This is a genomic window from Streptomyces sp. NPDC101151 (genome assembly GCF_044768335.1).
Classification (GTDB): domain Bacteria; phylum Actinomycetota; class Actinomycetes; order Streptomycetales; family Streptomycetaceae; genus Streptomyces.
This window is the reverse complement of record NZ_JBIWPP010000009.1, coordinates 244,772-270,705: the sequence shown is the minus strand read 5'-3', so window position 1 is coordinate 270,705 and position 25,934 is coordinate 244,772. Positions and strand designations below refer to the sequence as shown.

Annotated in this window: 19 protein-coding genes; 10 read left to right on the top strand and 9 right to left on the bottom strand. The window is 70.8% G+C overall.

Going from position 1 to position 25,934, the window contains the following annotated elements; all coding sequences use genetic code 11:
* Nucleotides 1–247 precede the first annotated feature (247 nt).
* Nucleotides 248–769: a peptide-methionine (S)-S-oxide reductase MsrA gene (msrA, locus tag ACIRU3_RS19895; RefSeq protein ID WP_404057843.1), complete on the bottom strand. Its 522-nt coding sequence runs from the start codon at nucleotides 767–769 to the stop codon at nucleotides 248–250.
* A 246-nt stretch (nucleotides 770–1,015) separates the two neighbouring features.
* Nucleotides 1,016–1,981, bottom strand: coding sequence for a nitronate monooxygenase (locus ACIRU3_RS19890; protein WP_404057841.1), 966 nt, complete (start codon nucleotides 1,979–1,981; stop codon nucleotides 1,016–1,018).
* A 345-nt stretch (nucleotides 1,982–2,326) separates the two neighbouring features.
* Here ACIRU3_RS19890 and ACIRU3_RS19885 point away from each other — a divergent pair, with 345 nt between their 5' ends.
* Complete coding sequence (locus ACIRU3_RS19885; RefSeq protein WP_404057839.1) at nucleotides 2,327–3,145, top strand: class I SAM-dependent methyltransferase; 819 nt, start codon at nucleotides 2,327–2,329, stop codon at nucleotides 3,143–3,145.
* Nucleotides 3,146–3,221: 76 nt separating this feature from the next.
* Here ACIRU3_RS19885 and ACIRU3_RS19880 read toward each other — a convergent pair whose 3' ends face one another.
* The 3 genes from ACIRU3_RS19880 to ACIRU3_RS19870 all read right to left on the bottom strand — a co-directional run bounded on the left by ACIRU3_RS19880 (nucleotide 3,222) and on the right by ACIRU3_RS19870 (nucleotide 6,858).
* A complete protein-coding gene (locus ACIRU3_RS19880) occupies nucleotides 3,222–3,680 on the bottom strand; it encodes an SRPBCC family protein (protein WP_404057926.1) in 459 nt (152 codons plus the stop codon).
* Nucleotides 3,681–3,682: 2 nt separating this feature from the next.
* A complete protein-coding gene (locus ACIRU3_RS19875; RefSeq protein WP_404057837.1) occupies nucleotides 3,683–4,564 on the bottom strand; it encodes an RNA polymerase sigma-70 factor in 882 nt (293 codons plus the stop codon).
* A gap of 161 nt (nucleotides 4,565–4,725) precedes the next feature.
* Complete coding sequence (locus ACIRU3_RS19870; RefSeq protein ID WP_404057835.1) at nucleotides 4,726–6,858, bottom strand: FUSC family protein; 2,133 nt, start codon at nucleotides 6,856–6,858, stop codon at nucleotides 4,726–4,728.
* 504 nt (nucleotides 6,859–7,362) lie between these two features.
* Between ACIRU3_RS19870 and ACIRU3_RS19865 the strand changes: the two genes are divergently transcribed.
* Together ACIRU3_RS19865 and ACIRU3_RS19860 are read left to right on the top strand one after the other, a co-directional pair.
* On the top strand, nucleotides 7,363–9,420 hold the full coding sequence (locus ACIRU3_RS19865; protein WP_404057924.1) for a discoidin domain-containing protein: 2,058 nt from the start codon (nucleotides 7,363–7,365) through the stop codon (nucleotides 9,418–9,420).
* Between the two features lie 226 nt (nucleotides 9,421–9,646).
* Nucleotides 9,647–9,937 carry a DUF6355 family natural product biosynthesis protein gene (locus tag ACIRU3_RS19860; protein ID WP_404057833.1) on the top strand — a complete coding sequence of 97 codons (291 nt, stop codon included), beginning with the start codon at nucleotides 9,647–9,649 and terminating at the stop codon, nucleotides 9,935–9,937.
* A 109-nt stretch (nucleotides 9,938–10,046) separates the two neighbouring features.
* On the opposite strand, the gene manD is transcribed toward ACIRU3_RS19860, so the two are convergent.
* Nucleotides 10,047–11,291: a D-mannonate dehydratase ManD gene (manD, locus tag ACIRU3_RS19855; protein WP_404057831.1), complete on the bottom strand. Its 1,245-nt coding sequence runs from the start codon at nucleotides 11,289–11,291 to the stop codon at nucleotides 10,047–10,049.
* Nucleotides 11,292–11,392: 101 nt separating this feature from the next.
* Nucleotides 11,393–12,838, bottom strand: coding sequence for a gluconokinase, GntK/IdnK-type (locus ACIRU3_RS19850; protein WP_404057829.1), 1,446 nt, complete (start codon nucleotides 12,836–12,838; stop codon nucleotides 11,393–11,395).
* Nucleotides 12,839–13,159: 321 nt separating this feature from the next.
* Between ACIRU3_RS19850 and ACIRU3_RS19845 the strand changes: the two genes are divergently transcribed.
* From ACIRU3_RS19845 to ACIRU3_RS19835, 3 genes are all read left to right on the top strand, one after another.
* Complete coding sequence (locus ACIRU3_RS19845; RefSeq protein ID WP_404057827.1) at nucleotides 13,160–13,366, top strand: hypothetical protein; 207 nt, start codon at nucleotides 13,160–13,162, stop codon at nucleotides 13,364–13,366.
* A gap of 184 nt (nucleotides 13,367–13,550) precedes the next feature.
* On the top strand, nucleotides 13,551–14,627 hold the full coding sequence (locus ACIRU3_RS19840) for a fatty acid desaturase family protein (RefSeq protein WP_404057825.1): 1,077 nt from the start codon (nucleotides 13,551–13,553) through the stop codon (nucleotides 14,625–14,627).
* Nucleotides 14,628–14,709: 82 nt separating this feature from the next.
* Nucleotides 14,710–15,510, top strand: a complete 801-nt coding sequence (locus tag ACIRU3_RS19835; protein WP_404057823.1) for a HEAT repeat domain-containing protein — start codon at nucleotides 14,710–14,712, stop codon at nucleotides 15,508–15,510.
* A 151-nt stretch (nucleotides 15,511–15,661) separates the two neighbouring features.
* Here ACIRU3_RS19835 and ACIRU3_RS19830 read toward each other — a convergent pair whose 3' ends face one another.
* Together ACIRU3_RS19830 and ACIRU3_RS19825 are read right to left on the bottom strand one after the other, a co-directional pair.
* Nucleotides 15,662–17,263, bottom strand: coding sequence for an alpha/beta fold hydrolase (locus tag ACIRU3_RS19830; protein WP_404057821.1), 1,602 nt, complete (start codon nucleotides 17,261–17,263; stop codon nucleotides 15,662–15,664).
* Nucleotides 17,260–18,465 (bottom strand): serine hydrolase domain-containing protein, encoded by a 1,206-nt coding sequence (locus tag ACIRU3_RS19825; RefSeq protein ID WP_404057819.1) that lies wholly within the window; start codon nucleotides 18,463–18,465, stop codon nucleotides 17,260–17,262. Before ACIRU3_RS19825 ends, ACIRU3_RS19830 begins: the two co-directional genes overlap by 4 nt.
* A 344-nt stretch (nucleotides 18,466–18,809) precedes the next feature.
* Between ACIRU3_RS19825 and ACIRU3_RS19820 the strand changes: the two genes are divergently transcribed.
* The 4 genes from ACIRU3_RS19820 (at nucleotide 18,810) to ACIRU3_RS19805 (ending at nucleotide 25,755) form a co-directional block, all read left to right on the top strand.
* On the top strand, nucleotides 18,810–19,514 hold the full coding sequence (locus tag ACIRU3_RS19820; protein ID WP_404057817.1) for an alpha/beta hydrolase: 705 nt from the start codon (nucleotides 18,810–18,812) through the stop codon (nucleotides 19,512–19,514).
* A 297-nt stretch (nucleotides 19,515–19,811) separates the two neighbouring features.
* Nucleotides 19,812–19,988 carry a glycoside hydrolase domain-containing protein gene (locus ACIRU3_RS19815; RefSeq protein WP_404057815.1) on the top strand — a complete coding sequence of 59 codons (177 nt, stop codon included), beginning with the start codon at nucleotides 19,812–19,814 and terminating at the stop codon, nucleotides 19,986–19,988.
* A 287-nt stretch (nucleotides 19,989–20,275) separates the two neighbouring features.
* On the top strand, nucleotides 20,276–21,118 hold the full coding sequence (locus tag ACIRU3_RS19810; RefSeq protein ID WP_404057813.1) for an SDR family oxidoreductase: 843 nt from the start codon (nucleotides 20,276–20,278) through the stop codon (nucleotides 21,116–21,118).
* Nucleotides 21,119–22,002: 884 nt separating this feature from the next.
* Nucleotides 22,003–25,755 carry a family 78 glycoside hydrolase catalytic domain gene (locus ACIRU3_RS19805; RefSeq protein ID WP_404057811.1) on the top strand — a complete coding sequence of 1,251 codons (3,753 nt, stop codon included), beginning with the start codon at nucleotides 22,003–22,005 and terminating at the stop codon, nucleotides 25,753–25,755.
* The last annotated feature ends 179 nt before the right edge of the window (nucleotides 25,756–25,934 follow it).

The window sequence follows — 25,934 nt, the reverse complement described above, 5'->3', positions numbered from 1 at the left end:
ATGCGTAGTGCAGCTTGTAGTAGGTCATCGCGTAGAAGCACACCCGATCACCGTACTGAGCAGGGCCTCCAGCAGACCACCCGTTTCAACGGGCCGGGGTGCGCGGGGCCGGGCCTCGGGCAGGGCCGTGGGGGACCTCATATCGCCGGTTCATCGCCCCACGGTCCGCCCCTGCCACCACAGGGGCGGACCGGCCTTCAGTTCCCGCCTCCCGTGCTCCAGCAGGACTTCGGCGCCGGCAGCGCTCTCAGTTCGTACCGGTCGAGGCTCGGCGGGGCAGCTTCCAGTTCGGTCGCGGGAAGTGGCAGGTGTAGCCGCTCGGATAGCGCTCCAGGTAGTCCTGGTGCTCGGGCTCGGCCTCCCAGAAGTCGCCCACCGGCTCGACCTCCGTGACCACCTTCCCCGGCCACAGCCCACTCGCCTCGACGTCCGCGATCGTGTCCACAGCCACGCGGTGCTGCTCTTCATCGGTGTAGTAGATGGCGGACCGGTAGCTACGGCCGATGTCGTTGCCCTGGCGGTCCCGCGTGGTCGGATCATGGATCTGGAAGAAGAATTCCAATATGTCGCGGTAGCTCGTGGCCATGGGATCGAAGACGATCTCGATGGCCTCGGCGTGGTCGCCGTGGTTACGGTACGTGGCGTTCGGCGTGTCACCGCCGCTGTACCCGACGCGTGTGGACACCACACCCGGCTGCTTGCGGATCAGGTCCTGCATGCCCCAGAAACAACCGCCCGCCAGTACGGCTCGCTCGGTTCCCACTGTCATCGGTCGCTCCCTCGTGTTCGAGCCGCGATCCGGCACGGTCATTCACATGCCGGTTCTCACGTTCACCCAGCTTAGTAGGTCGTTCCTCGACGTCTTGCTCGAGTGGCCCCGGTGACAGCGGCCGGCGGCGATTGCCCCAGGTCCGGTCGGCCACGAGTGCGACGCACAGTGCCGGCCCGCAGCTCGGGGCGTCGACCGCACGGGTCGGCGGTCCGGCCGCGGGCGCCGCTTCCTGGCGGTCGACGGTCAGCGTCTGCCGGCTCGGGCCAGGGCCTCCTCGGCCTGGGCGGCCAGGGTGCCCACGAGATCGGCGGCGGACGGCAGATCGTTGATGAGGTCGACGGACTCGCCGGCCCACTGCGGCAGTGCGGGGATCTTCCCGGCCGCGACGGCGTCCCGGTACGCCTGCCGGGCATGCGGGGAAGCCAGGAGTGCGTCCTCCCGGCCCCGCCATTCGTCCAGGAAGGGATGGCCCAGGGTGCGCGCGGTGTACTGCGGCGGCCACTGCGAGCCGCGGACGATGTCCAGCACCCTGTTGCGCTCCGTCTCCTCCCCCCGTCCCTCGACGATCGCCTTGGCGGTCGCGGGGGCGACCAGGGCCTCGGTCGTGGCCTGGAACCGGGTGCCGAGCAGGGCTCCGGCGGCCCCCAGTGCCAGCGCTGCCGCGACGCCGCGGCCGTCGGCGATCCCGCCGGCCGCCAGCACCGGCACCGGCGCCGCCAGGTCCGCCACGACGGGCACGAACGGCAGCGTCGAGCGCCCGTGCCGGGCGCCGTGCCCGCCCCCTTCGGTGCCCTGCGCGACGATCACGTCGGCGCCCAGATCCACCGCTCTCCGGGCCTCCTCCAGGTCGGTGACCTGAATGATCAGCGCCGCACCCGCGTTGTGGATCCGCTCCGCGAAGGGACTGGGGTCGCCGAAGGACAACATCACCGCCATCGGCCTGTGCTCAAGCGCCCGCGCCACCGCACCGATCTCGATCTGCCACGTCAGAAAGCCGACGCCCCAGGGCCTCCCGGCACCCTCGTCGGCGAGGACAGACAGTTCCCGGGCGAGCCAGTCCCGATCCCCGTCCCCACTGCCCAGCAGCCCGAGGCCACCGCCGCGCGACACCGCGCCCGCCAGGGCGCCACCGGCCGAGCCGCCCATCGGCGCCAGGGCAATCGGATGCTCCACACCGAACAGTTCCGTGAACGCCGTCGACAACGCCATGACCGCAATTCTCACCTACCGGTCAGGCCGGTTGCAGAGCAATCAGCGCAGGCAGCGCACCGAGTCCTGTGCGTGCGGCCGGATGGACCGGCCCTGGAGGCGAACGCCCAGCACGCGGTCGCCGGTGTGCCGTTCATCCGATGGTGTCGTTGGTCCCGCCAACCAGTCGTCGTCCGGTGACCGGCCACGTCCGGCAGCTGTCACCGTGGTTGCGGCCCATCCGCTGATGATGAAGGGAGTTCGCATGGCGTCGAGAGGGGCAGCAGGGCTGTGCCGGGGCGCGAAGGGCCGCTGGGTCGTCGCCCCCACCGTGCGGCATCGCCTGCCCAGGAGTGAGGTTCGGGCATGACCGGCTCGTCCTCCTCCGGCAGGCCGGCCGCCGGCGACGGCCACTACGGCGAGGATCTGTTCGAACCCGAACACCCCCGGGAAGCAGAACGGATCGACGCCGCCGCGCTGGCCTACGATCCCGTCACCACAAGCCGTCTGCGGTCTTTGGGCGCAGGGCCGGGCACCCGGTGTCTGGAAGTGGGTGCCGGGACCGGGACGGTGGCGCGCTGGCTGCTGGAGGAGGCAGGTGTCGAGGAGGTGGTCGCCCTCGATCGGGACACCGCCGACCTGGACGACCTTGCCGAACCGCGGCTGCAGGTGGTCACCGCCGATCTCACGGACGAGAGCCTGCGGCCCGGCAGCTTCGACCTGATCCATGCCAGGGTCGTCCTCATGCACCTGCCCGAGCGCCGCCGGCTCGTCTCCCGGCTCGCGAACTGGCTGAATCCCGGGGGTTGGCTGGTGCTGGGGGACGCCGTGGAGGTGCCGGACGCCCTGGACACCTCGTCTGCCTACCGGCGGGTCATGGACGCCATGTGGCTGGCGCTGAGGCCGACGATCGGCACCGACACATCCTCCGTGCCGGCGTACCCGCACTTCCTGAGAGAGGAAGGCCTGCGGAACGTGGCCGCGGAGCTGGTCTGCCCGCCGCTGGTCGCAGGCAGCCCCCTGGCCCGTTTCTGGTCCGAGACCTGGAGCCGGATGCGCCCCGCGCTGGAGGCGACCGGCCAGGTGGACGCCGTGGTCATCGACGAAGCGCTCGCCTACCTGGCCTCGCCCCGACTCGCCGAGCTCGGCCCAGGCATGGTGATGACCTGGGGGCAGCGGCGCTGAGGCGCTGCCGGCCCGCCTCCGACACGCTCGTCACGCCGGCCCGTTGCGGTCGTTGTCGCACGTGTGTCGATCCTGCTCACTTCAGGCTGGGGGCACGCGTCAGTGCGGTGTCGGCCGCGTCCAGGATGTTGCGGAAGGTGCCGGCGATGACGGGCCGCACGAGGAGCCTGGTGAGGGAGGCGGCGAACAAGGGAATGCGGACCTCGGCGCGGGTCGTCCAGCACACCCGGGTTCCGCCGTCCACCTCGGTGAACGTCATCCGGCCGAGTTCGTGCCTGGACGGCGGCAGGCTGCGCTCGACGACGTACTCGGTGCAGTGCGGCGCCTCGTAGTGGGTGACGCGCTCCCGGAACCAGCCGATCAGCCACAGGTGACGGCGCACTGCGCCGACGCCGTAGGGCGCGGCCAGGCCCCGCCGGGTCAGGCTGCAGCGCAGCACCAGGGGCGAACTGGTGTAGTTGGTGGTCGTGGTGAGCCACGCGAACACGTCCTCGATCGGGGCGTCGATGACCCGTTCAACAGTCACGGTTTCCACCGTCACGGTCCCTTTCTGTCGAGCTGAAGCACCGTGTCGGCGCTGCGGAGCTTGTCGGGGTTGCGAACCCCGTAGAGGCCGGTGATCCGTCCCTGGTGGATCTCGAACGCGAGCAGCCAGTCGAGTTCAGCGCCGATGAGGAAGCGTGCTGCGGGCATGCCGTTGTAGGTGGCGTGCTCGACGGGGGCGCTCGTTGCGCCGGTGCGTGCCACGCCGAGGGCGAAGCGGGCGACATCCTCGCGACCGGTGATCGGGCGGCGGGCAGCGACGGCTTTCCCGCCGCCGTCGGAGATCGACACCACATCGGGTGCCAGGAGGTCCATCAGGGCCTGGATGTCACCGGTCGCCGCAGCGAGCAGGAATCGCTGGATGATCTCGCGCGCCGCATCGGATCCGGGCTCGAAACGGCGGCGCCGTGCGTGCACATGACGGCGCGCGCGGTGTGCTGTCTGACGGACGGCCACCTCTGTCCTGCCGATCGCGGCGGCGATCTCGCCATGGGCGTAGCCGAACACCTCGTGCAGGACGAACACGGCACGCTCGGTCGGATTCAGTGTCTCCAGGACGAGCAGCATGGCCATCGACACCGACTCGGCCAGCGTCGCGTCGTCGCTCACCTCGGGTGCGGTGCGGATCGGCTCGGGCAGCCAGGCGCCGATGTATTCCTCGCGCCGCGCCCTGACCGCACGCAGGTGGTTGAGACCCTGCCGGGTCACCAGACGTACCAGGTAGGGGCGCGGATGCTCGATGGTGGCGGGATCGATCCGGCTCCAGCGCAGGTAGCTCTCCTGCAGCACGTCCTCGGCGTCCGTGGCGCTGCCCAGCATCTCGTAGGCGATGGTGAACAGCAGTGGTCGGTGCTCGGTGAAGGCGTCCTCAGCCACGGCCTGTCTCCCCCACGGTGGTGCACGGTAAGCCCGGCCTCACGGTCGGCTCCCTTCGTCGGCTGCCCATGGAGACACCTCGCATCGGGCATGTGTGACATCCCGCGGCTGTGATCCGCTTCACAGCGCAGATTCGGCAAGTCCTTCGATCGGCGCCCGGCTCAGTGCGCGGCGGGCACGTCGGCGTGGTCGGGTTCGGGCCCACCGCGCGCGATCCGTCCCAGATCGGTCATCAGCGAGCCCAGCCACGACACGGCGGCGAAGTAGCGCCGCGGTGCGCCGGGCGGCTCCGTGGCGAAGTCCGGCAGGGCCGGGGCGATCAGCGGCACCGGACCGGTCGGGGTGTCACCCCCGGGATCGAGGGCCGCGGAGACGAGCAGCATCCGCCCGGCCACCCGGTCCCCCAGCCCGCTGACCGACTCGGCTGCCGTCTGCCCCAGGGCGGTGAGCGGCGGCTCCAGCAGTCGCTCGGACCCCCACAGGGTGTGGTGACCGGCCATCAGCGTCGCCTGCCAGTCCACTTCGGGCAGCGGTACCCCGCGCCTTCGCCCGCCGAACGGCGTCGGCTCGCTCAGGAACTGCGCATAGGCGGACTCCGCGAGGATGACCGCGTGCTGCAGTGATCCGTGGACGGGTACCCCGGGCCGTGTGGTCGTGGCCCTGCCTCCCGCCACCGAGGCGCCGGTCGCCACCACGATCTCGGCTGCACGGCGCAGCAGCTCGGCCGTCGCACGGCGCAGCTCCTCGTGGGCGCCGCGGGGCCAGGCCAGCAGGCCGAAGACCGCGCCGATCGCACTCCCGACCAGGACATCCAGCAGCCGGACCTCCGCCAACCGCCACGTCGGCGGCGACAGCTGGGCGAAGACCAGGGCCACCAGCACGGTGAACAGGCCCTGCGCCCAGCCGACGCCCTTGACCGGTCCCACCGTGAAGGCGAGCAGCATCCACGCCGGCAGGACGGCGGCGTACACCGCGGTGTCGGTCCCCACCAGCGCCAGGGCCCCGGCGGTCACCAGGGCGCCGCACAGCGTGCCGGCGAGAGCCCGGCGGATGGTGCTCCAGGTCTCGTCCATGGTGGTCCGGGTGAGGGTGAGCGTCGCCAGCATGGCCCAGAACCCATGGGGCAGCGTGTCCACCCCGGCGACGAGCCGGGCGGCCGTCAGGGCCAGGGCGATGCGCACCGCGTTCTGGAAGAACACCGACCGGCGCTCGGCATGGCCGTGCAGCCGGTGCCACCACAGGCACGGGGCCCAGGTCGTGGCGTACCAGAACCGCCCCGGCGGCACCTCCACCGAGGCCTGCCGGCCCTGTACGGCGAGATCGGCCGCCGCGCCCACGGCCAGCGCAGCGTCGGCGATCTCCAGCACGGCGGCGTGCCGGCGCAGTACGGCGGGCGGGAAGTCCGGCGCGGGAGCCGTCTCGTCGGCCGAGGCCCCGGTGGGTGCGGGGCCCGCGGACGAGGCCGACAGGTGTGCGCGTGCCGTGACCAGCTCCTTGTACGCCGCCACGGGGGACGGCCCCGCTCGCAGGCAGGTCGCGGTCGCCGTGGCCAGTCGCGCCACTGCGTGCAGTACGGCGGTCACGGCAGGTCCCGGCGGGTCGCTCGGCGGGGCGGCCAGTTGCGCGAGCCGGCTGAGGAGGGTGCGGGCGGCCAGACCGGTGTGGGCGAGGGCGCGGTCGCGCAGTGCCGGTCCCGCCGGACGTTCCGCCTCCGGCACGGTCACGGGCCGCAGTGCACGGCCGGCCTCGCGGGCAGCCCGGATGTCCGCATCGGTCAGGGCGTACGGAGGAGCGGCGAGGAGCGACGCGCAGTGCGAGGTCGTGTGTGCGGCGCGGGCGGCACGCTCCCGGTACGACGGCGGCGCGCGCCCGGGAAGGATCAGCGCCTCGGCTGCGACGAACAGGGCCAGCCCGGTCGTCGTCCCGATCAGCCGCTGGCCGAGCGAGCCGGGGTCGTACGGAGGGAAGGACGGCAGAATGTAGAGCAGTTGCAGGCCCGGCGCCGCCCCCGCGAGGCGCGGCCCGCCGACTGCGGAGAAGGCCAGCGCGAAGCCGACGCCGAACATGCCGACGACCGCGCACCAGGTCCGCACCGACAGATAGGTGCCGATCACCACCAGTAGCCAGCACACCGGCAGCAGGCGCAGCACCACCGCGGCTCGCTGCCGCCCGGTCCCGGGGATCTTGGAGAGTCCGCCCAGCGCCACGGTGCCGAAGAGGGCGTAGGTGGCCGCGACGGGGCTGTCGAGGCCGTACCGAAAGAGGTAGAAGCCGGCCGAGGCGACCAGGGTCACGCGTACGGCGCATTGGCCCGAGGCGGCGTAGGCCGTCGGGATCCGACGGGCTGGGACACCACACACTCCTACAGGATCACGCACCACCAGGCGCCCGGCACCTTGCCGCCACGCCCGGCGCCTTCCAGGTGCATGTCCCCACCTGGCGCCTGCCGTCCCGACCCGGGCCCCGATGAGGCTCACGGTGCGTCCGGGTGCCGATGCCGACGACGCTCCGGCAGGTGGCCGGCAGGTGCTGATGCCAATGCCGGGCAGGTCCGTCCGGAGCCTCGCCACCAGGTCGTGTGCCCTCCCCGTCGGCGTCGCGCGCGCCCGGCGACGGAGCGGCCGCGGTGCTCGCCCCAGCATGAGTCTTGACGTCGAAAGCGGTACTGGCGATCCTCTAGGGCGATACTTTGCGCAGGACATGACAATCAAGCCGGAATCCGGCAGGCTCCACGGGCCCCGGACGTCGGTCACCGTCTTCTGCGCGATCCCGCCGACCGAGGGACGTGGCTTGTGAGAATCAGCAGGAACCCGTACCGCCGGCGCAGAGAGGTCGCCGTCGTCTCGTTGCTGCTCCTCGTGCTGGCCATCGTCCAGGGCCCCACGCGGAGTTCGGCGGCGGACGGCAACTGGTGGCTTCCGACGTCACGGCCCGCTCCGGACTCCCAGATCAATGTCACCGGCGAACCGTTCACGGGCACCAACGCCCAGGGCGAGGTGCGGGGATTCGTCGACGCGCACGACCACATGTTCGCCAACGAGGGTTTCGGCGGGCGCCTCATCTGCGGCAAGACGTTCTCCGAGGCCGGGATCGCCGACGCGCTCAAGGACTGCCCCGAGCACTACCCCGACGGCTCGCTGGCCATCTTCGACTTCATCACCAAGGGCGGTGACGGCCGCCACGACCCGGTCGGCTGGCCCACGTTCAAGGACTGGCCCGCCCACGACTCGCTGACCCACCAGCAGAACTACTACGCGTGGGTCGAACGGGCCTGGCGCGGTGGCCAGCGGGTGCTCGTCAACGACCTCGTCACCAACGGTGTGATCTGCTCGGTGTACTTCTTCAAGGACCGCAGCTGCGACGAGATGACATCGATCCGACTGCAGGCGAAGCTGACGTACGACCTCCAGGCCTACATCGACAAGATGTACGGCGGCACCGGCAAGGGCTGGTTCCGGATCGTCACCGACAGTGCACAGGCCCGTGAGGTCATCAAGCAGGGCAAGCTGGCCGTCATCCTGGGGGTGGAGACCTCCGAGCCCTTCGGCTGCAAGCAGATCCTGGACATCGCGCAGTGCGACAAGAAGGACATCGACGCCGGCCTCGACGAGCTGTACGCGCTGGGCGTGCGCAGCATGTTCTTGTGCCACAAGTTCGACAACGCGCTGTGCGGAGTCCGCTTCGACTCGGGCGGCCTCGGCACGGCCATCAACGTCGGGCAGTTCCTGTCGACCGGCACCTTCTGGAAGACGGAGAAGTGCACGGGCCCGCAGCACGACAACCCCATCGGCTCGGCCGCGGCGCCCGGGGCCGAGGCGAAACTCCCGGCCGGCGTGAAGGTCCCCTCGTACGACTCGGACGCGCAGTGCAACACCCGTGGCCTCACGGACCTGGGTGAGTACGCCGTGCACGGCATGATGAAACGCAAGATGATGCTGGAGATCGACCACATGAGCGTCAAGGCCGTCGGCCGCGTGCTCGACATCTTCGAGGCCGACTCCTACCCCGGCGTGATCTCCTCGCACAGCTGGATGGACCTCAACTGGACCGAGCGCGTCTACGGCCTCGGCGGCTTCATCGCCCAGTACATGCACGGCTCGGAGGGATTCACGGCCGAGGCGAACCGCACCAAGGCACTGCGCGACAAGTACGACGTCGGCTACGGCTACGGCACGGACATGAACGGTGTCGGCGGCTGGCCGGGCCCCCGCGGCGCGGACGCCCCCAACAAGGTCACGTACCCCTTCCGCAGCGTCGACGGCGGCTCCGTCATCGACCGGCAGACCACCGGTGAGCGCACCTGGGACCTGAACACCGACGGAGCCGCGCACTACGGCCTCGTCCCGGACTGGATCGAGGACATCCGGCTGGTCGGCGGCCAGGGCGTGGTGAACGACCTCTTCCGGGGCGCCGAGTCCTACCTCGACACCTGGGGAGCGGCCGAGCACCATCAGGCGGGAGTCAACCTCGCCAAGGACGCCCCCGCCACGGCCAGTTCGGCCGAGTGGAACCCGTTCACCAGCTATGCGCCGAACCGCGCGGTGGACGGCACACGGGACACCCGGTGGGCCAGCGACTGGAGCGACGGCCAGTGGCTGCGGATCGACCTGGGCTCGACCCACCTGGTCGGGCGGGTCACGCTCGACTGGGAGCGCGCGTACGGGAAGTCGTACCGCATCGAGCTCTCGACGGACGGCACGGACTGGAAGACCGTCTGGTCGACCACCAGCGGTGACGGAGGCCTCGACACCGCACGGTTCACCGGCACACCCGCCCGCTACCTCCGCGTGACGGGCACGGAACGCGGGACCCAGTGGGGCTACTCCCTGCACGAGGTCGGTGTCCACAGCAGCTGACAGCGGCTCAGCGGGATGCCGGCCGCCGCACCGCGACTCCGGGCACATCTCCATACGAGTAACTCGGTCGGCGTAAGGAGGAAACGATGCGGCGGGTGAATCGGGAGGTACCCGGCGGATCGCGCGTCCACAGCGCGTGATCATGAAATGGTCCCGGGCCGAGCGCGCGACACCGCTCTGTCCGGCTCGTTTCCTCCTCCCTCCGCACCCGTGCAAGGAGTCAGTCGTGCGTGTCTGTCGTCTGCTGAGCAGCACCTTCGCTTCCGGCGCCCTGGCGCTCGCCTTCCTGGGCGCCGGCACCGCCACCGCGACCCCCGCGGCCGCCGATCCGTGCGGCTTCTACGAGACCGGCTCCGACGCGTTCTACAACCACTGCACATCCGACGGTTCCCACGTGGTGATCAAGGTCGAGGTGGCCATGGCGCCCGACTACGAGCGCTGTGTGGGACCGGGCAGGTCGTGGCTGGGCTCCGCCGACAAGATCCAGGGCGCTCACTACGTGGGCCGCACCTGCTGACGAACGAACGCCGCACAGCCCCGACTGCGTGACCGAGTCGGGCCCCCTCCACGGGGGCCCGGTCCATGTACGGGGCGGCTGGGCCGTGCGACGGCTGCGGCCGGCTCCCTCACCAGTCGTGGACGGTCCCGTCCCGCAGTCGATTGACCGGCAGGTACGCCGGCTCGTAAGGGAAGCGACGGGCCGCCTCGATGTCCAGGTCGACGCCCAGCCCCGGGGTGTCCGACGGATGCAGCAGTCCGTCCTCGAAACGGTAGGAGGTACGGAAGACCTCCAGTGTCCGCTCGGAGTGGCGCATGTACTCCTGAATGCCGAAGTTGTGGACGGCCAGGTCCAGATGGAGCGCGGCCGCCATGCCCACCGGGGAGATGTCGGTCGGGCCGTGCATCCCGGACCTGACGCCGTAGACATCCGCGAGGTCGAGCAGCTTCTTCATCGCGGTGACGCCACCTGTGTGGGTCACCGCGGAGCGCACGTAGTCGATCAGCCGCTCGCTCAGCAACGTGGTGTAGTCGTAGACGGAGTTGAAGACCTCGCCGATCGCCAGCGGTGTCGTCGTGTGCTGCCTGATCAGGCGCAGGGCCGCCTGATCCTCCGCCGGCGTGGCGTCCTCCAGCCAGAACAGGTCGTACGGTTCCAGCGCCTTGCCCAGGTGTGCTGCCTGGATCGGCGTCATCCGGTGGTGTCCGTCGTGCAGCAGCGGCACCTCGGGACCGAACTCTGCCCGGACGGCCTCGAAGACGGTGGGAAGGTGCCGTAGGTACGCCCGTGTGTCCCACGTTTCCACTGCCGGCAGGGGCCGCCCGCGCCCCGCGGCGCGGCGCGCGGGTTCGTAGTCGTAGCGGTCTCCGCCGCCCGCGCTGGAGGCAGCCACGCCGTACACCGAGTCCAGGCCGGGGATCCCCGTCTGGATGCGGATGGCACGGTAGCCCAGCGCCATGTGCGCGCGCACGGAGTCGAGCAGTTCGGGCACATCGCGGCCGGAGGCGTGACCGTAGGCCAGGGCGCCGGTACGGGACGCGCCACCGAGGAGCTGGTACAGGGGCATTCCGGCGCACTTCGCTTTGATGTCCCACAGCGCCGTGTCGACGGCCGCGATGGCCGCCATGGTGACGGGACCGCGCCGCCAGTACGCGCCCCGGTAGAGGTACTGCCAGGTGTCTTCGATGCGGGAGGCGTCACCTCCGATGAGCAGGGGCACGACATGACTGTCCAGATAGGCCTGAACGGCCAGTTCACGGCCGTTGAGCGTGGCGTCGCCGAGGCCGACCACGCCGTCCTCGGTGGTGATGCGCAGGGTGACGAAGTTTCGTCCCGGGCTGGTGACGATCACCTCGGCAGACACGATTCGCATGGCGAAGTCCCCCCTCTTTTCGGTCGATTCAGTCGATCGGTGCGACGGCCCATGGCGCCGTGCGGCGGAAGGGTGCCGTCAGCGTGCGTGGACGGGGCGACTCAGCGCAGCCGGCTACGGCGGGCCAGCTCGGTCTGGACCTCGGCGACGATGCGTTCGACCGGCAGGGTCGCGTCGACCGTCATCCCGGCCTCGTCGTCCTCCAGCGGTTCCAGATCCTCGAACTGCGAGGACACCAGGGAGGCGGGCATGAAGTGCGACTCCCTGCTCGTCACGCGGGCGGTGGCCTCGTCCTGGTCGAGTGCCAGATGCACGAAGAACGTGTCGGGGCGGGCCACACGCAGCATCTCGCGGTAGATGCGTCTGAGCGCCGAGCAGGTGATCACCAGCCCTTCCTCCGACCCTGCCACGCGGATACGGCCCGCGATGGCGGCCAGCCACGGACTACGGCTGCGGTCGTCGAGGCGCGTTCCGTTCTCCAAGGACTCCACGTTGCGCCTGGGATGAAAGCGGTCCCCCTCCTCGAAAGGCACCCTGAGCGACTCTGCGAGGTACTGACCCACGGTGGTCTTGCCGCATCCGCTGACCCCCATGACGACAACGGGAGCGCGCCGGGCGTTGACCAAGGCCGCCATGGCGTCCTGAAAGCCGGCGCGATGAGCGGTCGGCAGGCCGTTGGCGTTGAACTGGTCCAGCCCCGCCCGAAGACGGTCACGTACCACGGGATCCTGCAGCCGTCCGCTTCGGATCTCGGCCAGGATGGCCTCCGCGAACGCCTCCGCGGCCGTCGCCAGTCCCTGGTCGACCGCGTAGGCCAGTCCCATGTGCAGCCACATGGCGACCGGTTGCGGCCGGGTGGGATAGCTCCGCACGGTATCGGCACCGACGACGGCCCGCGTCGGCGTGATCGTCGGATCCTGGTGACTGCCCGCCCAGTCGCGGTCGATCCGGTGGTTCAACGCCATGACGACCGGATGGGAAAGGCGCAGGAACAGTTCGTTGCGCGAGCCGGCGAGGAGGGTGCGGTGGAAGGCCGCGTCCACGTCCCGGAAGCGCTGCCGGATCGCCGCCCCTGCCCGGACCCGGGCGAAGTCCGGGTCCTCGCTGAGGGCGAGCAGGGTGCGCGCGTGGCTGGTCAGGTCGTGGCAGATCCCGGCGGACCGGCTGAGTGCGGCCAGTTTGGCCGCACGGGGCTCGATCACCTCCCGCAGTTCGGTCAGTGAGCGCATCTGACTGTCGGGGGCCACCTCCAGGCGCCAGGCGATCACGTCGGGGTCCAGCAGGTCCCACCGCTCCAGCGCCTGAACGGTTGCCCCGATCCGCGGCTGCAGATTGATCAGGCCCTTTTGATGCAGCGCCTGCAGGGCCTCGCGGGCCATGGGCCGGGTGATCCCGAACTCGTGCATGACGGCGTCCACCGTGAGGTGTTGATCGCGGGGCTTGCCGCCTTCCACGATCTGACAGCCCAGTTGTTCCACCACCTGTGCGGTGGAGCCCCGTAACGCGTCCTCGGACCCTTCGGGCAGGTCGACTTTGGGACCAGTCATGACAGCGATGCTAGGTCACAGGGCTCGTCTGGTCACCCATCCGGCAGCGCGCAAAAGGAGTGGAGGCGGCTCTACAGGCGCACTCGGGGGCGCACTCGTCGGATCGACTGCGTCACGCGGCCCATATGCGGCCGATGAGGCATCAGAGCCCTTCTCTGATCTCGCTCAGATGGCTACCGTGGTCACTCATTCGAGAAGTTCCGGTGGTTCCGAGGCACTGGCCAGGGTGAGTTGACGTATGAGGTCACCGGGCCGGTGTGGTGCGCGGCAGCTGCAGAAGGGCTGCCTCTTTCCGTCCTGACACAGCTGCAGGAGAGCCGTATGCCCGAACCGACCTCGCCCACGCCCCCTCCCACGCCGCCGGAGCGGTTGTCGCTGCGCTGGGCTCTGATTCTCTTATCCGCCGTCGTGGTGGGGCTGTTGGCAGGACTGCTGACGTACGCCCAGTCGGGCAACTGGCCGGCATCTCTGCTGGCAGCGCTCGGTGCCGGCGGCGCAGCACTCGTGAGTCTCCCCCCGCTGCTGTGACCTCTGCCCGGGGCATCCGCATCACGACTTCGGCCGGCCGGCCGCTCACCGGAGGGGGCTGCCACCAGGAAGGTGGTGGTGCGCCCGGGGGAAAACCCCCGGAGACCACGGGGGGCAGACCTCGCATACAGAGGGTGGCTGGCAGGCTTCTTCAGGTCGGCCGGTCGTCCCCAGAATTCTCGTCATGACGACTTCCCCCGATGCCCCAGTGGCAACCCGGCCCTCCGCCGACGGTACGGGCACGCCCGGCACCGGCAGCGACTTCGCGAGACTGTCCCGGCGCATCTCCGAGGCGGGCCTGTTGAAGAGGCGACCCGGCTACTACGCGATACGGCTCGGTCTGGTGACCACGCTGTTCGCGGCGGGCTGGGGGGCCTTCTTCGCTCTCGGCGACACCTGGTGGCAACTGGCCGTGGCCGCTTTCCTGGCCGTGGTGTACGGGCAGGTCGCGCTGGTGGCGCACGACCTGGCCCACCGGCAGGTCTTCCGGCGGCGCCGGCACAGCGAGATCGGAGGACGGCTGTTCGGCAACCTCGGTATCGGCATGAGCTACGGCTGGTGGATGAACAAGCACACCCGCCACCATGCCAATCCCAATCACGAAGAACTCGACCCCGATGTCGCCCCGGACATCCTGGTGTGGTCCACCGGACAAGCCCGCGCCAGCAGTGGCGTGGCCCGCCTCATCGGCGGTCATCAGGCGCTGCTGTTCTTTCCGCTGCTGACCTTGGAAGGCTTCAACCTGCACGTCGCAAGCCTGCGGGCGCTGCGCTCGCCGTTCATGCGGAACCGGCTGCTCGAGGGCGGCCTGCTCCTGCTGCACATCGCGGGTCTCCTGTCCGCTCTGTTCCTGGTGCTCTCGCCCGGCAAGGCGGTGGCGTTCCTCGCCGTGAATCAGTGCTTGTTCGGCGTCTACCTGGGCTGCACCTTCGCTCCCAACCACAAGGGCATGCCCACGATCACCGGCGAGCAGCGGCTCGACTTCCTGCGGCGCCAGGTCATGACGTCCCGCAATGTGCGCGGCGGCTGGTTCACCGACGTGATGCTCGGCGGGCTCAACTACCAGATCGAGCACCACCTGTTCCCGAGCATGCCCACTGTCCACCTGCGCCGGGCCCAGGTGATCGTGCGGGAGTACTGCGCGGAGATCGGGGTGCCCTACCACGAGACCGGCCTGATCCAGTCCTACCGCGAGGCACTGACACACATGCACCGGGTGGGAGAGCCGATCAGGCGCCAGCGCAGGTCGACCCGCTCGTGATTGCCGCTGGAGGACGCCGGCCTGCTTGCCGGCGTCCTCCAGCGGACCTCACACCTAGTGCCGCGGCACTAGGATGCCGGTCATGGCGATGTTCGTGCACCTGACGTCGGCGGCGAACGTGCCGCGGATCCGCCGGGCCGGCATCCGTGCCGCCAGTGGCGGCCAGGGCGGTGCGCGCGGGGTGTACTGCTTCCCGGTGCTGCCGTCGTACACCCTCACCCATCAATGGCTGCGCGAGCTGGCCCGGTTCGGCAGCAGGGGCGGTCTGGTGGCCGTCCACGTGCGACTGGACGACGGCCAGGATGTCCTGGTCGGGCGGTACGCGGACCGCAGGCTGGGTGCGCAGGACACCGTTCCCGCCGCGGAAGCGGTGCGGAGGGTCGCGGAACTGGAGGACCCGCGCGGGTGGGAGGTGTTCGTGCCCCGGGCGATCGGGCCGCGCGAAGTGCACCGGATCCGTACCGCGCCCCAGGTCGTGGGATGGCGGTACCAGCCGAACGCCCATGGTGTGCGCCCGTGCACCTGCTTCGGGTGCCAGGTGCGCGGCGGTTACGGGGCGCGTCGCCTGCGTGAGCGGTTGCCGCATCCCCTGGACGGCCCGCCGCCCCCGGTCCGGGTGCTGCTCGCGAGGGTCGCGGCAGCCGGTGACCCCGGTGATCCCGCTGTGCTGCGGGAGGCCCTGCACTGGTTCGGCAAGCGGCGGCGAGGCCCGCTCGCCGAGCTGGCGGGCCTCGCCGCCCATCCCGACCCCGGGGTGCGCGAGGAACTCGTGTGGGCGGTCGCCCGCTGGTCCACCCCCGGGGTCACCGAGCTGCTGGACAGCTTGGCCGCCGACGAGGACCCGGACGTCCGGGAGGCGGTGGAAGCAGTCCGTACGCCGTGATGACGGGTGTCTTTCCGGAGCCGACCGGTCACTCCGTCCCCAAGCACCACCGGCACCTGTCGCCGGGACGATCCGACTGCTCAGGAATTGCCGGAGGTCGGCTCGCCGCAGGACCGGAGCCGCCTCCGGAGCGTCCCCTCGTACCGGGCGGTCACGGGGCGGGCGGCCGGGCGCAGGTGACATCCGTGGCCGGCAGACGCCCGCTCGCGAGGTAGGCATTGACCGTCGTATCCACGCAGGAGCTGCCGAATACGCCGTAGAGCGCATGCTGGTCCGCCCCGCGCAGGGTCACCAGACGGGAGCCGGGCCACATGTCACGTACCGTTTCCGCACCGCGGTAGGTGGTGCGCGGGTCGCCGGTGGAGTTGACGAGGAGAGCCGGCAGATCGTTTCGGATCGTGGTCGGGCCTTCGCGCGGCGGGTCCCAGAACGCGCACGGGCCGATGTTGTTCGAGACGGGGCTGAACAGCGTGTCCCGGGTTCCGGCGCGGCGCAGATCCCGCCAGTAGGTCTCCGGGTCCCGGGGTGCGGTCACGTCGCCGCACAGAATCGACGTCTGAGCGCTGCCGTAGGCGGAGTCGGACCCGGTCAGCAGGAAGTCCAGCGAGCCTGCCAGCCACGGCGTCGGTGTCACCCCCTGGCCCTCGGCGGCGCGCCGCAGGTCGCCCACGGCCTGGGCCAGGTCGGCGTACGCGCCGGGGTTGTCCTGCGAGAGACCGTTGAGGACGACGACGGGCAGCACGTGCTCGTCCACCCGGTGGCCTCCCAGCCGCAGGGGCGTGCGGGCGGCGGCTGCCTGGACCTGGTTCACGCTCGTCAGCACCGCGTTCCGGGTGCGGCCCAGGCCGTATGTGGCGTGGTGCGCGGCGGCCCATGCGGCCCAGTCCCGCAGGGCGTGCCGATTGGCCTCCTCCGTGCCGCGCAACAGCCTCGGACCGTACCGGCCCGGGTCCACCACGCCGTCCAGGACGACCCGGTCGGTGCGACCGGGAAACATCGTGGCGTACACCTCGCCCAGGTAACTGCCGTACGAGTAACCGAGGTAGGAGATCCGGTGCTCGCCGAGGGCGGCGCGGATCACGTCCATGTCGCGCGCGGTGTTCCGGGTGCTGGAGTACGGCAGCAGCCCGCCCGCGTGGGTGCGGCAGCGGTGGGCGAGGTCCGCTGCGAAGGCCGCCGTGTGCTCGAAGCCTGTGCGGCCGGTGCCCGCCCCGCGGAACGCGCTGCCGGTCGGCCAGTGGCAGTCCAGCGTGGTGCTCCGGCCGACGAAACGCGGATCCACACCGACCACGTCGTACCGTGCGCCGACCTCCTTCATCGCCTTGCGCACCCACGGCGGATCACCGATGGTCTGCCCGCCGGGGCCGCCGCTGTTGAGGAGCAGCGCGCCGATGCGGTGGGTGGGGTCGGTGGCCCGGATCCGGGAGATCGCGACGGTGATCGTGCGGCCGTCGGGCCGGGCGTAGTCCAACGGGACGGTGACATCGGCACATCGGGCGCCGGCCTGCTCGAGTTCCTTGCCGGTGGCGTCGTCTGGGCCGAGCAGGCAGCTCTTCCAGGCGAGCGGCTGGTGGTGGTAGCGGGCGAGGGGGTCGGCGGCCGCGCGGGCCGCGGCGGTCGGGTCAGGGGCGGCGCCCAGGGCGAGCGCGCCCGTCAGGCAGAGGGCGGCAGTCCTGGCGCCCCGCGGCGTCGGCCGACGTAAGCGCTCGTTGCGCGGGCGGCCCCCGCCACCGGGAAGGGTGAAGCCGGTCATTCGGGTGTCCTTTCGGAAGGCCTTCCCTCGCAGAGGGCCTTGTCGACGATGTCGAGGAAGTCCAGTTCGGCCTGGAGCGTGCGAGGTACCTCGTTCAGCGCGACGGCCACGCTCCTGCCACCGGGGCTGGCGGCGACCAGTGCCCGATGGCCGCCGGGCACGGTCCCCGCGTGGCCCCACCAGGTGCCGCCGCAGGTCAGAGGCGAGGAGATCAGGCCGAGCCCGTAGCGGGCGCCGGGCCAGAGCCGGTCGGGGTCGGCGGCCACCGTCCGCCGCATCTCGGTGAGTCGGGCCGCAGGCAGCAGGCGGCCGCCGAACAGCGCGACGGCGAACCGGGTCAGGTCGGCCGGCGTGGACACCAGGGCGCCACCGGTACCGCCGAAGGTCATGTTCCAGGCGGTGCCGTCGACACGGCGGCCGTCGTCCGCGGTGAAGTAGCTGCGGGAGTGCGGTCCGCGGATCCGGGGGTCGTCACCGGGCCAGTACGTGTCGTGCAGTCCGAGCGGCGCGATGATGCGGCGGGTGATCTCCGCCTCGGGAGTGCGGCCGGTGACCTCGCGGACGATCAGCCCGGCGACGAGGTAGTTGGTGGTCGCGTAGTGCCAGCGGCTCTGCGGGTGCGGCAACCGCAGGGCGCGGGTGATGAGAGCGCGCGGCTCGAAGTGGCGGTGGCGCAGGCGTTCGGGGTGATCCCATTCGGGTGCGTCGAGGTGATCGGGCAGCCCGCTGGTGTGCTGCAGGAGCTGCCGTACGGTGATCCGGCGGCCGTCGTACCCGTTCACGCGGATCAGGCCGGGCAGATAGCGCTCCACCGGAGCGTCGAGCGACAGACGCCGCTCGGCTGCGAGTTGGAGGACGACGGTCGCCGTGAACATCTTGGTGACACTGCCGGCACGCAGCCGGTCGGTGGTGTTCATCCGACGGCCGATGCGCAGATCGGCGATGCCGTCCGTCACGGTCCAGCGGCCGCAAGGTGCGTCCGTGGCGGCGCCGTTGACCAGGACCGCCGCGCCGGCGATCCGGTCGCGGGCGACCAGCCGGTGCACGGACCGGCTCAACTCGGTGTGGCTGCCGCAGGGGCTGGGCGCATCGTCTGGCGACCGGGCGGCCGCGGGCGGCGCGGCAACCAGTACGACGGCCGCGGCCAAGGCCGCGAGCCCGGTACGTCGGCGGAGTGCAGAACTCGGAGAGGAGATCGCCATGTGACATGACGCTAGGTACTCCCCGCGACACGATCACTCCGGCAGGCGGGCGGTTCTGTGGTGGGGGCAGCACCAGCGGAGAAGGGGAGCACGCCCCCTTGCCACCCGCGTGCCTCGTGCACGGTATCGGGCGCGGGTTCGGGGCCGTGCCAGCCCCAGATGTTGGCGGGACTGGGAGCAGTGCGGAACCCCGGAGTTGGCCCCTGCACCAATGAAGTTGCAGGTGGGACGGCGGGGGCAGGACGACGAGGGCGCAAGGCACGCGTCCCGCGACCGGCCGGCCGATCCACCGGTGAGGGCGTCGGCCCCGTCGGGGGAGAATGCAGGCAAGGTGAGGAGCAGGAATGGCAACAGGACACGAGCACGCACCCGTCGCCCCGGCGGCGGACAGGGCGACGGCCGCACTGGTGACACGCCGCGTCCCGCCTTCGCCCCGCGCCGCCGTGCTGTTCCTGCACGGTGGCAAGGAGGACAGCCGAGCACGGTCGCGGCCCTGGCAGCCGGCCGCCCTACGGATGAAGCCCTTCATCCGGGCCGTCGCCGCGGCGACGCGCGACGACGGCATCCTGCTGGCAGAGGTCCGTTACCGGGTGCAGGGGTGGAACGGCCACGACGCCGATCCCGTGCAGGACGCACAGCGGGCGCTGGCGGAGCTCGGACACCGGTTCGGGCGCATCCCCACCGTCCTGGTGGGCCATTCGATGGGCGGCCGCGCAGCCCTGCGCGCTGCCGCCGCGCCGCAGGTCTGCGCCGTGCTGGCGCTGGCGCCCTGGTGCCCGGACGGTGAGCCGGTGGCCCACCTTCGGGGCAAGAGCGTCATCGTCCTGCACGGAGAGCGCGACCGGGTCACCGATCCGCACGCATCGGTCTCCTTCGCTCAGCGAGCCGGCGCAGCGGGCGCGCGGACCGAGACCCGACTGCTGGCAGGTGGCGACCACGCCATGCTCCGTCACATCGGCGCCTGGCACCGCACCGCCAGCTCGACCGTGGTCGGACTCCTGGCGGCCCGGCCCGGCGCACGGTCGGGCGTACGTCCACCTTCATCCTGATCTCAGGACGGGTGGGCGGAGCGTCCCGGGCCTGCCTCTCGGGTCCTGTGGTGTGCGTGGTGTGCGTGGTGCCGGATGCCTGATCGACATCCGGTGTCGGCGCCTGCCGACAGGGTGCGAAAAGCGGGCCATGACCTCACCCGAGCTCACTGAACCGCCCGCGCCCGGGACCGTGCGCTGAGCGGTGTTCGGGTCGAATGCGCGACGCCGCACGCCGGACGACGTTCTGCACGGCGCTCTGTCACGCACTGATGCAGCCCCAACCCAGCCAGCGACACGGACCGTCGCTACCAGGGCATGGACCATGCCGTCCACCGTCTGGCGCGCGGCCGGCGAGCGCAGTACAGCGACTTCGCCGACTGGGATCAGTACCGGGCTCAGACCCAGTTGCTCGCCCTGCTGGAATCGACCGTCGCGGGCTACTTCGCCCAGTCTCCGTATGACTTCGCCCAGCAGAACGGCGGGTTTCACTGAGCGTGCCGCCTACGGGCACAACGTCTTTCCGAAACCCTCGACCGGCGACACCTTGGGACCTGCAGGCCCGCACGACCACTGGGATTCGAATCGGCCCTGTACGGCCGGGGAACACGGCCCCTGGCGCTCAAGATCTGCCTGTCAACCCACCCTAAGGGGCAGAACAAGTGGGCGCCGATGCATCAGGATCGCGTAGCGGCCGGGCTCCGTGCCTCACGGTCGATCAGCGGCTGTCCGCTGAACTGATGTTGGTGTCCATGCACATAAACGCTCTGAAAGGCTGAGCCATGTCCGCCCCCCGCTGCGTCCTCATCACCGGAACCTCCTCCGGTATCGGCCTCGCCACCGCCATCGCCGCCGCCCGGTCCGGTTGGCGCACGGTCGCCACCCTGCGCGACACCGCCCGCGCCGACGGGCTGCGCAAGGCCGCCGCCGACGTCGGCATCGAGCTCGACATCCGGCAGCTCGACGTGACCGACGAAACCTCCGTCGCCGCCGCCGTCGACGGCGTGATTGCCGACTACGGCCGCCTGGACGCCGTCGTCAACAACGCGGGCGCAGGGCATTTGGGTACGTTGGAGAACGATTCCGTCGCAGACGTTCGACAAGTGATGGAGGTCAACTTCTTCGGCGTGCTGAACGTCTCCAGGGCCGCGCTCCCGCACCTGCGCGCCACCTGCGGCCGCTTGGTCACCGTCACCAGTGTAGGTGGCGTCATCGGCCAGCCCTTCAACGAGGCCTACTGTGCCGCCAAGTTCGCCGTTGAGGGCTATATGGAGAGCCTGGCCCCAGTCGCTCTGACGTTGGGCGTCAGCGTGTCCGTCGTGGAACCTGGCGCCGTGGCCAGCGAGTTCGTGAACAACGTCGGCTTCGACCTCGAAACCGGCATCACTGCCGACCCGTACTCCGACGCACTGCGCCGCTACATCGACCGCACGGTCGAGCAGTTCATGGACGGCAGTGCGCAGTCCCCGGCCGAAGCGGCGGAGGCGGTCATGGAGGCTCTCAGCGCCGACCGGCCCGCATTCCGGATTCAGACCTCCGACTGGGCCCGCGCCTTCATCGGCACCAAGTTGGCCGACGCCGACGGCTCTGCGGTCCAGGGCGTCACCGCTGCCTGGGTCGATTGATCGGCCCTGCGGGCGCTTGCTCCAGGTTTCTCGACGGGAGCCACGATCAGATGGCGCTGAGTACTGGCGAAACGGCATAGCTCCTCGGCTGTCGGACGGCACGGAAGAACGGCCGGCAGCTCGCGGACCGGGCGGGACACCGCGGGACAGCACCCAGGTCTTCGGCGTCATCGACAGCCGGCCCCAGATCGGTCGAAGGCAGGCAAGCCCCGTGACTTGCACATGACCCAAGAGGCGTGATGGCGCCGGCGCTGAGCTCGCCCCCATGACGCCGCTGACCCTCGGCCGTGAACCACAGAGCCGACCGTGCATCCCCGCTGTAGCGGACGGGGGTGCACGGTCTCATGGCCCTGCTCCGTGCGCGCATCGCGAGTTGCCCGAATTGAACGGCGTGTTGGCCGGCTCCCCAACCAGCGGGATGCCCCGTACGTCATGCCACGGTCAACACACTGCCGCCACGTCACTCCCATCCCCTACAGACTTCCGCCTCGCCGCAGCGCCCGACACTCGCTGGGTCACGGACGAGAGCGACCTGTGCGACGGCCGACACGCCGCTCTTCGCCGGCACGCCGATGACCGTGTGATCCCGCCGCCGGCCGACGCTCCCTGCGCGCACGGGCCGCCCTGCACGGAGGTGCGAGGCCGTCCGGAACAAGCCGGCGGACCTATTGACGGCACTCGGCAACTCTCATAAGTTGCGACCGCATTGACGTTTTGAATCGTTTCAATACACTCCACGCGACACCGCCCCCAACCGTGTCCCGTGCTTGAACCGACGATCGTCTGCTCTGCCACCGCCTGCGCCAGGACCGGCTGCTCCCGCCCGCGTCCACCGCTCAGCCGAACCGTCCTGCTTCGCCCAACCTGTGTGAAGGAGAACTCCGTTGGCCAGTCAGACCCCTCCCCCCACCCCCGACTCCCCCACCCCTCACGACCGATCCTCGTTCAGCCGACGCCACTTCCTCAACACGGCATCGGCGCTGGCCGTCGGTACGCTCGCCGCGGGAACCGCCGGCGCGCTCTCCGGCCGCGCGCAGGCGGCCACCGGCACACCTCACGCGGAGCCCGTCGAGCTGTCCCCGGCCCACTGGATCTGGTACCCGGAAGGGAGTCCGGGCACCGACGCCCCTGCCGGATACAGATACTTCCGCACGAGTTTCACCGTCGCCGAAGGCGAGGTGAGCGACGCGCAGCTCGTCGTCACGGGCGACGACACGGTCGATGTGTGGCTCAACGGGAAGCCTCTGGCAGGCTCCCCCCGAGTCGCCCACTCCTGGCGCAACGCCCTGTACGTCGACCTGCGGCCCGCCCTGACGGCGGGTACCAACACCCTCGCACTGGCGACCCGGAACCAGGGCGGCCCGGCAGGCGTGATCGGACGCGTGCGAGTCCAGACCGCGGGCGGCACGACCGGCGTGGTCACCGACAGCGGGTGGTCAGCCGGCAAGGACGCGCCCGAGGGATGGGAACAGCCCGGCTTCGCCGACGGCAGCTGGCCCGCCGCCCGCGACCTCGGCGCCTACGGGACCGCTCCCTGGAACACCGGCGTCGCCGCTCCCGACCTCACTGCCCCGTCTCCGCTGAGCGTGGCCGCCTGCACCGTGGAGCACCACACCCGCCCGCTGGGGATCGACGCCGCTCACCCGCGGTTCGGCTGGACGCTCGACTCGACGGCGCAGCAGCAGCGGCAGGCCGGCTACCAGATCCAGGTCTCGTCCACGGCCGGCGGCACCGGCGACCTGTGGGACAGCGGCCGCATCCCGTCCGACCGGCAGATCGACATCGCCTACGCCGGGCGCCGCCTGGCGAGCCTGACCCGCTTCTTCTGGCGCGTTCGCGTCTGGGACACCCAGGGCCGGGCGGGCGCGTGGAGCGAGCCGCAGTGGTTCGAAACGGGGTTGCTGGCCCCGGCCGACGAGTGGCGCGCCGCGTTCATCGGCCGGCTGCCGGGCCCGGACCTGTCGGGCGCCGCCTGGATCTGGTATCCCGAGGGCGATCCCGCGGCAGGGGTTCCCGCCGCGACCCGCTACTTCCGGCGCACCTTCACACTGACGGGTGCGCCCGCCGGCGCCACCCTGGTCGTCACCGGGGACGACACCGCGGATGTCTGGGTCAACGGAACCCTGGTGAGCGCCTCACCACGAGTGACCGACTCATGGAAGAGCGCAGCCCTGGTCGATGTCACCCCACACCTCACGAGCGGTGGCAACACGATCGCGATCGCGGGCCGCAACACCAGCCAGTCCCCGGCCTCGCTCATCGCCAAGCTGACGGTGACCGGCGGCCCGACCGTCGTCACCGACGCGTCGTGGAAGTCGCACCAGGACGCTCCGTCCGGCTGGCAGGCTCCCGGCTACGACGACGGAGACTGGCCCGCGGCACGCGCAGTCGCCTCGTACGGCACTGGCCCGTGGGGTTCCGACGTGCGAGTCGTCCGGCCCGCGCCCCTCCTGCGCAAAGCCTTCACCGTGGGCAAGCGGGTCGCGTCCGCCCGGCTCCTGACCACCGCGCTGGGGCTCCACAAGAGCCGGCTCAACGGTGCGAAGGTCGGCGACGACGTGCTGGCTCCCGGGTGGACCGACTACACCGAACGCGTGCAGTACAAGGTCTTCGATGTCACCGCACGCATCCGGCAGGGAGCCAACGTGCTCGGCGCCTGGCTGGGCAACGGCTGGTTCTCCGGCAGCCTGGGCTTCGCCGGCAGCCAGCGGTACGGCACCCAGCCGTGGTACGCCGCGCAGCTGCTCATCACCTTCACCGACGGCACCACCCAGCTGGTGACGACGGACGGCAGCTGGAAGGCCGGCACGGGCGCGATCACAGCGGACGATCTGTACAACGGCGAGACCTACGACGCCCGTCTGCACGTCAGCGGCTGGGACGGCGTGGACTTCGACGACAGCAGCTGGGCCGCCGCGGCCGTCCGCGACGAGAGCGCACCTCACTTGGTCGCCCAGGTCGACAACGGTGTGACCGTCCAGCACGAGTTCGCCTCCGTGTCGGCCACCCAGCCGCGATCGGGGGTGTGGATCTTCGACATGGGGCAGAACTTCACCGGCTGGAACCGCATAGCGCTCAGCGGCGACGCGGGCACCACGGTCACCGTCCGGCACGGCGAGGTTCTCCATCGCGACGGCACGCTGTACACCACGAACCTGCGTGCCGCCCAGGCCACCGACCGGTTCACCCTTGCCGGCACCGGAGGCATCGAGACCTACGAGCCCCGGTTCACCGTCCACGGCTACCGCTACGTCGAACTCACCGGCCTGCCGGCCGACTTCAAGCCCGACGACGGCACCGTCACCGGTCGGGCGGTGTGGACCGACGCCGGGCAGCCGGGCACCTTCAGCAGCTCCGACGCACTGATCAACCGGCTCCAGCACAACATCCTGTGGGGCGAACGCAGCAACATGCTCTCGATCCCCACCGACTGCCCCCAGCGGGACGAACGCCTGGGCTGGACCGGCGACATCGCCGCCTTCTGCGCGACGTCGACCTTCAACCTGGACACACACGCCTTCCTCGCCAAGTTCGTCGACGACCTGACAGACGCCCAGCAGGCCAACGGCGCCTTCACCGATGTCGCACCCGCGGTGATCAACGGTTCCGGCACAGCCGGCTGGGGGGACGCGGGCACGATCATCCCGTACACGCTGTGGCAGCGGTTCGGCGACCTCACGGTCGTCGACCAGCACTTTCCGGCCATGGCGAAATGGGTCGACTATCTGCGCAACACCGCCGGGAGCGATCTGATCCGCAATCAGCAGACCTACGGCGACTGGCTCAACGTCAACGACAACACGGCACAGGACCTCATCTGCACGGCCTACTTCGCCAGGTCGGCCCGCCTGGTCTCGCGCATGGCGGCGGCCACGGGCCGTACGGCCGAGGCCACGTCCTACGGGCGGCTCGCCGACCAGGTGGCGGCGGCCTTCGCCGCGCGCTTCGTGACGGGTGACGGCACCGTCCGCGGCAACACCCAGACCGGCTATGTGCTCGCCCTGGCCTTCGAGTTGCTGCCCGCGTCCCTGGTCCGGGCGGCCGCGGACAAGCTGGCCGCCAAGGTCGCCGCAACGAGCGGGCACCTCAGTGTGGGCTTCCTCGGCGTGGAGAACCTGCTGCCCGCGCTGGCGGACCACGGGCACGTCGACACCGCGTACCAGATCCTGCTGCAGCGTGGCTTCCCCGGCTGGGGCTACATGATCGACCACGGTGCCACCACGATCTGGGAGCGCTGGGACGGCATCCGTACCGACGGCTCGTTCAACGACCCGGGCATGAACTCGTTCAACCACTACGGTCTCGGCTCGGTCGGCGACTTCCTCTACCGCCACATCGGCGGGCTCGCTCCCGCGAGTCCCGGCTACGCCTCCCTGCGTATCGCACCGCGACCCGGCGGCGGCCTGACCTCCGCCGCCAGCATGTACGACACCCCGTTCGGCAGCGCGGCGAGCAGCTGGTCGATCTCCGACGGGCAGCTGCAACTCCGAGTCACCGTGCCCGTCAACACCTTCGCGGCCGTCACCGTCCCCACCTCACGGCCGGAGTCGATCGTGGCCCCCGCCCAGGCGGTCCCGGCAGGTCCGGCGGGCTACCACCTGCCGGCCGGGACCTACACCTTCACCGCGGCGAGCTGAGGGGCGAGCTGACAGCGGCCGGGGAGATGCGAGGACGACGTCTCTGTGCCGTCCCCGCATCTCCCACGACGATCCGTGCGCGGCGGCCCCGCCGTCCGGACACCGGCGACGCCTTCGCACGAGCGGCACGTCCGGCGCGCGAGGGCGCGGGACTCAGCCGCTTCGAGCGGATGGCGACG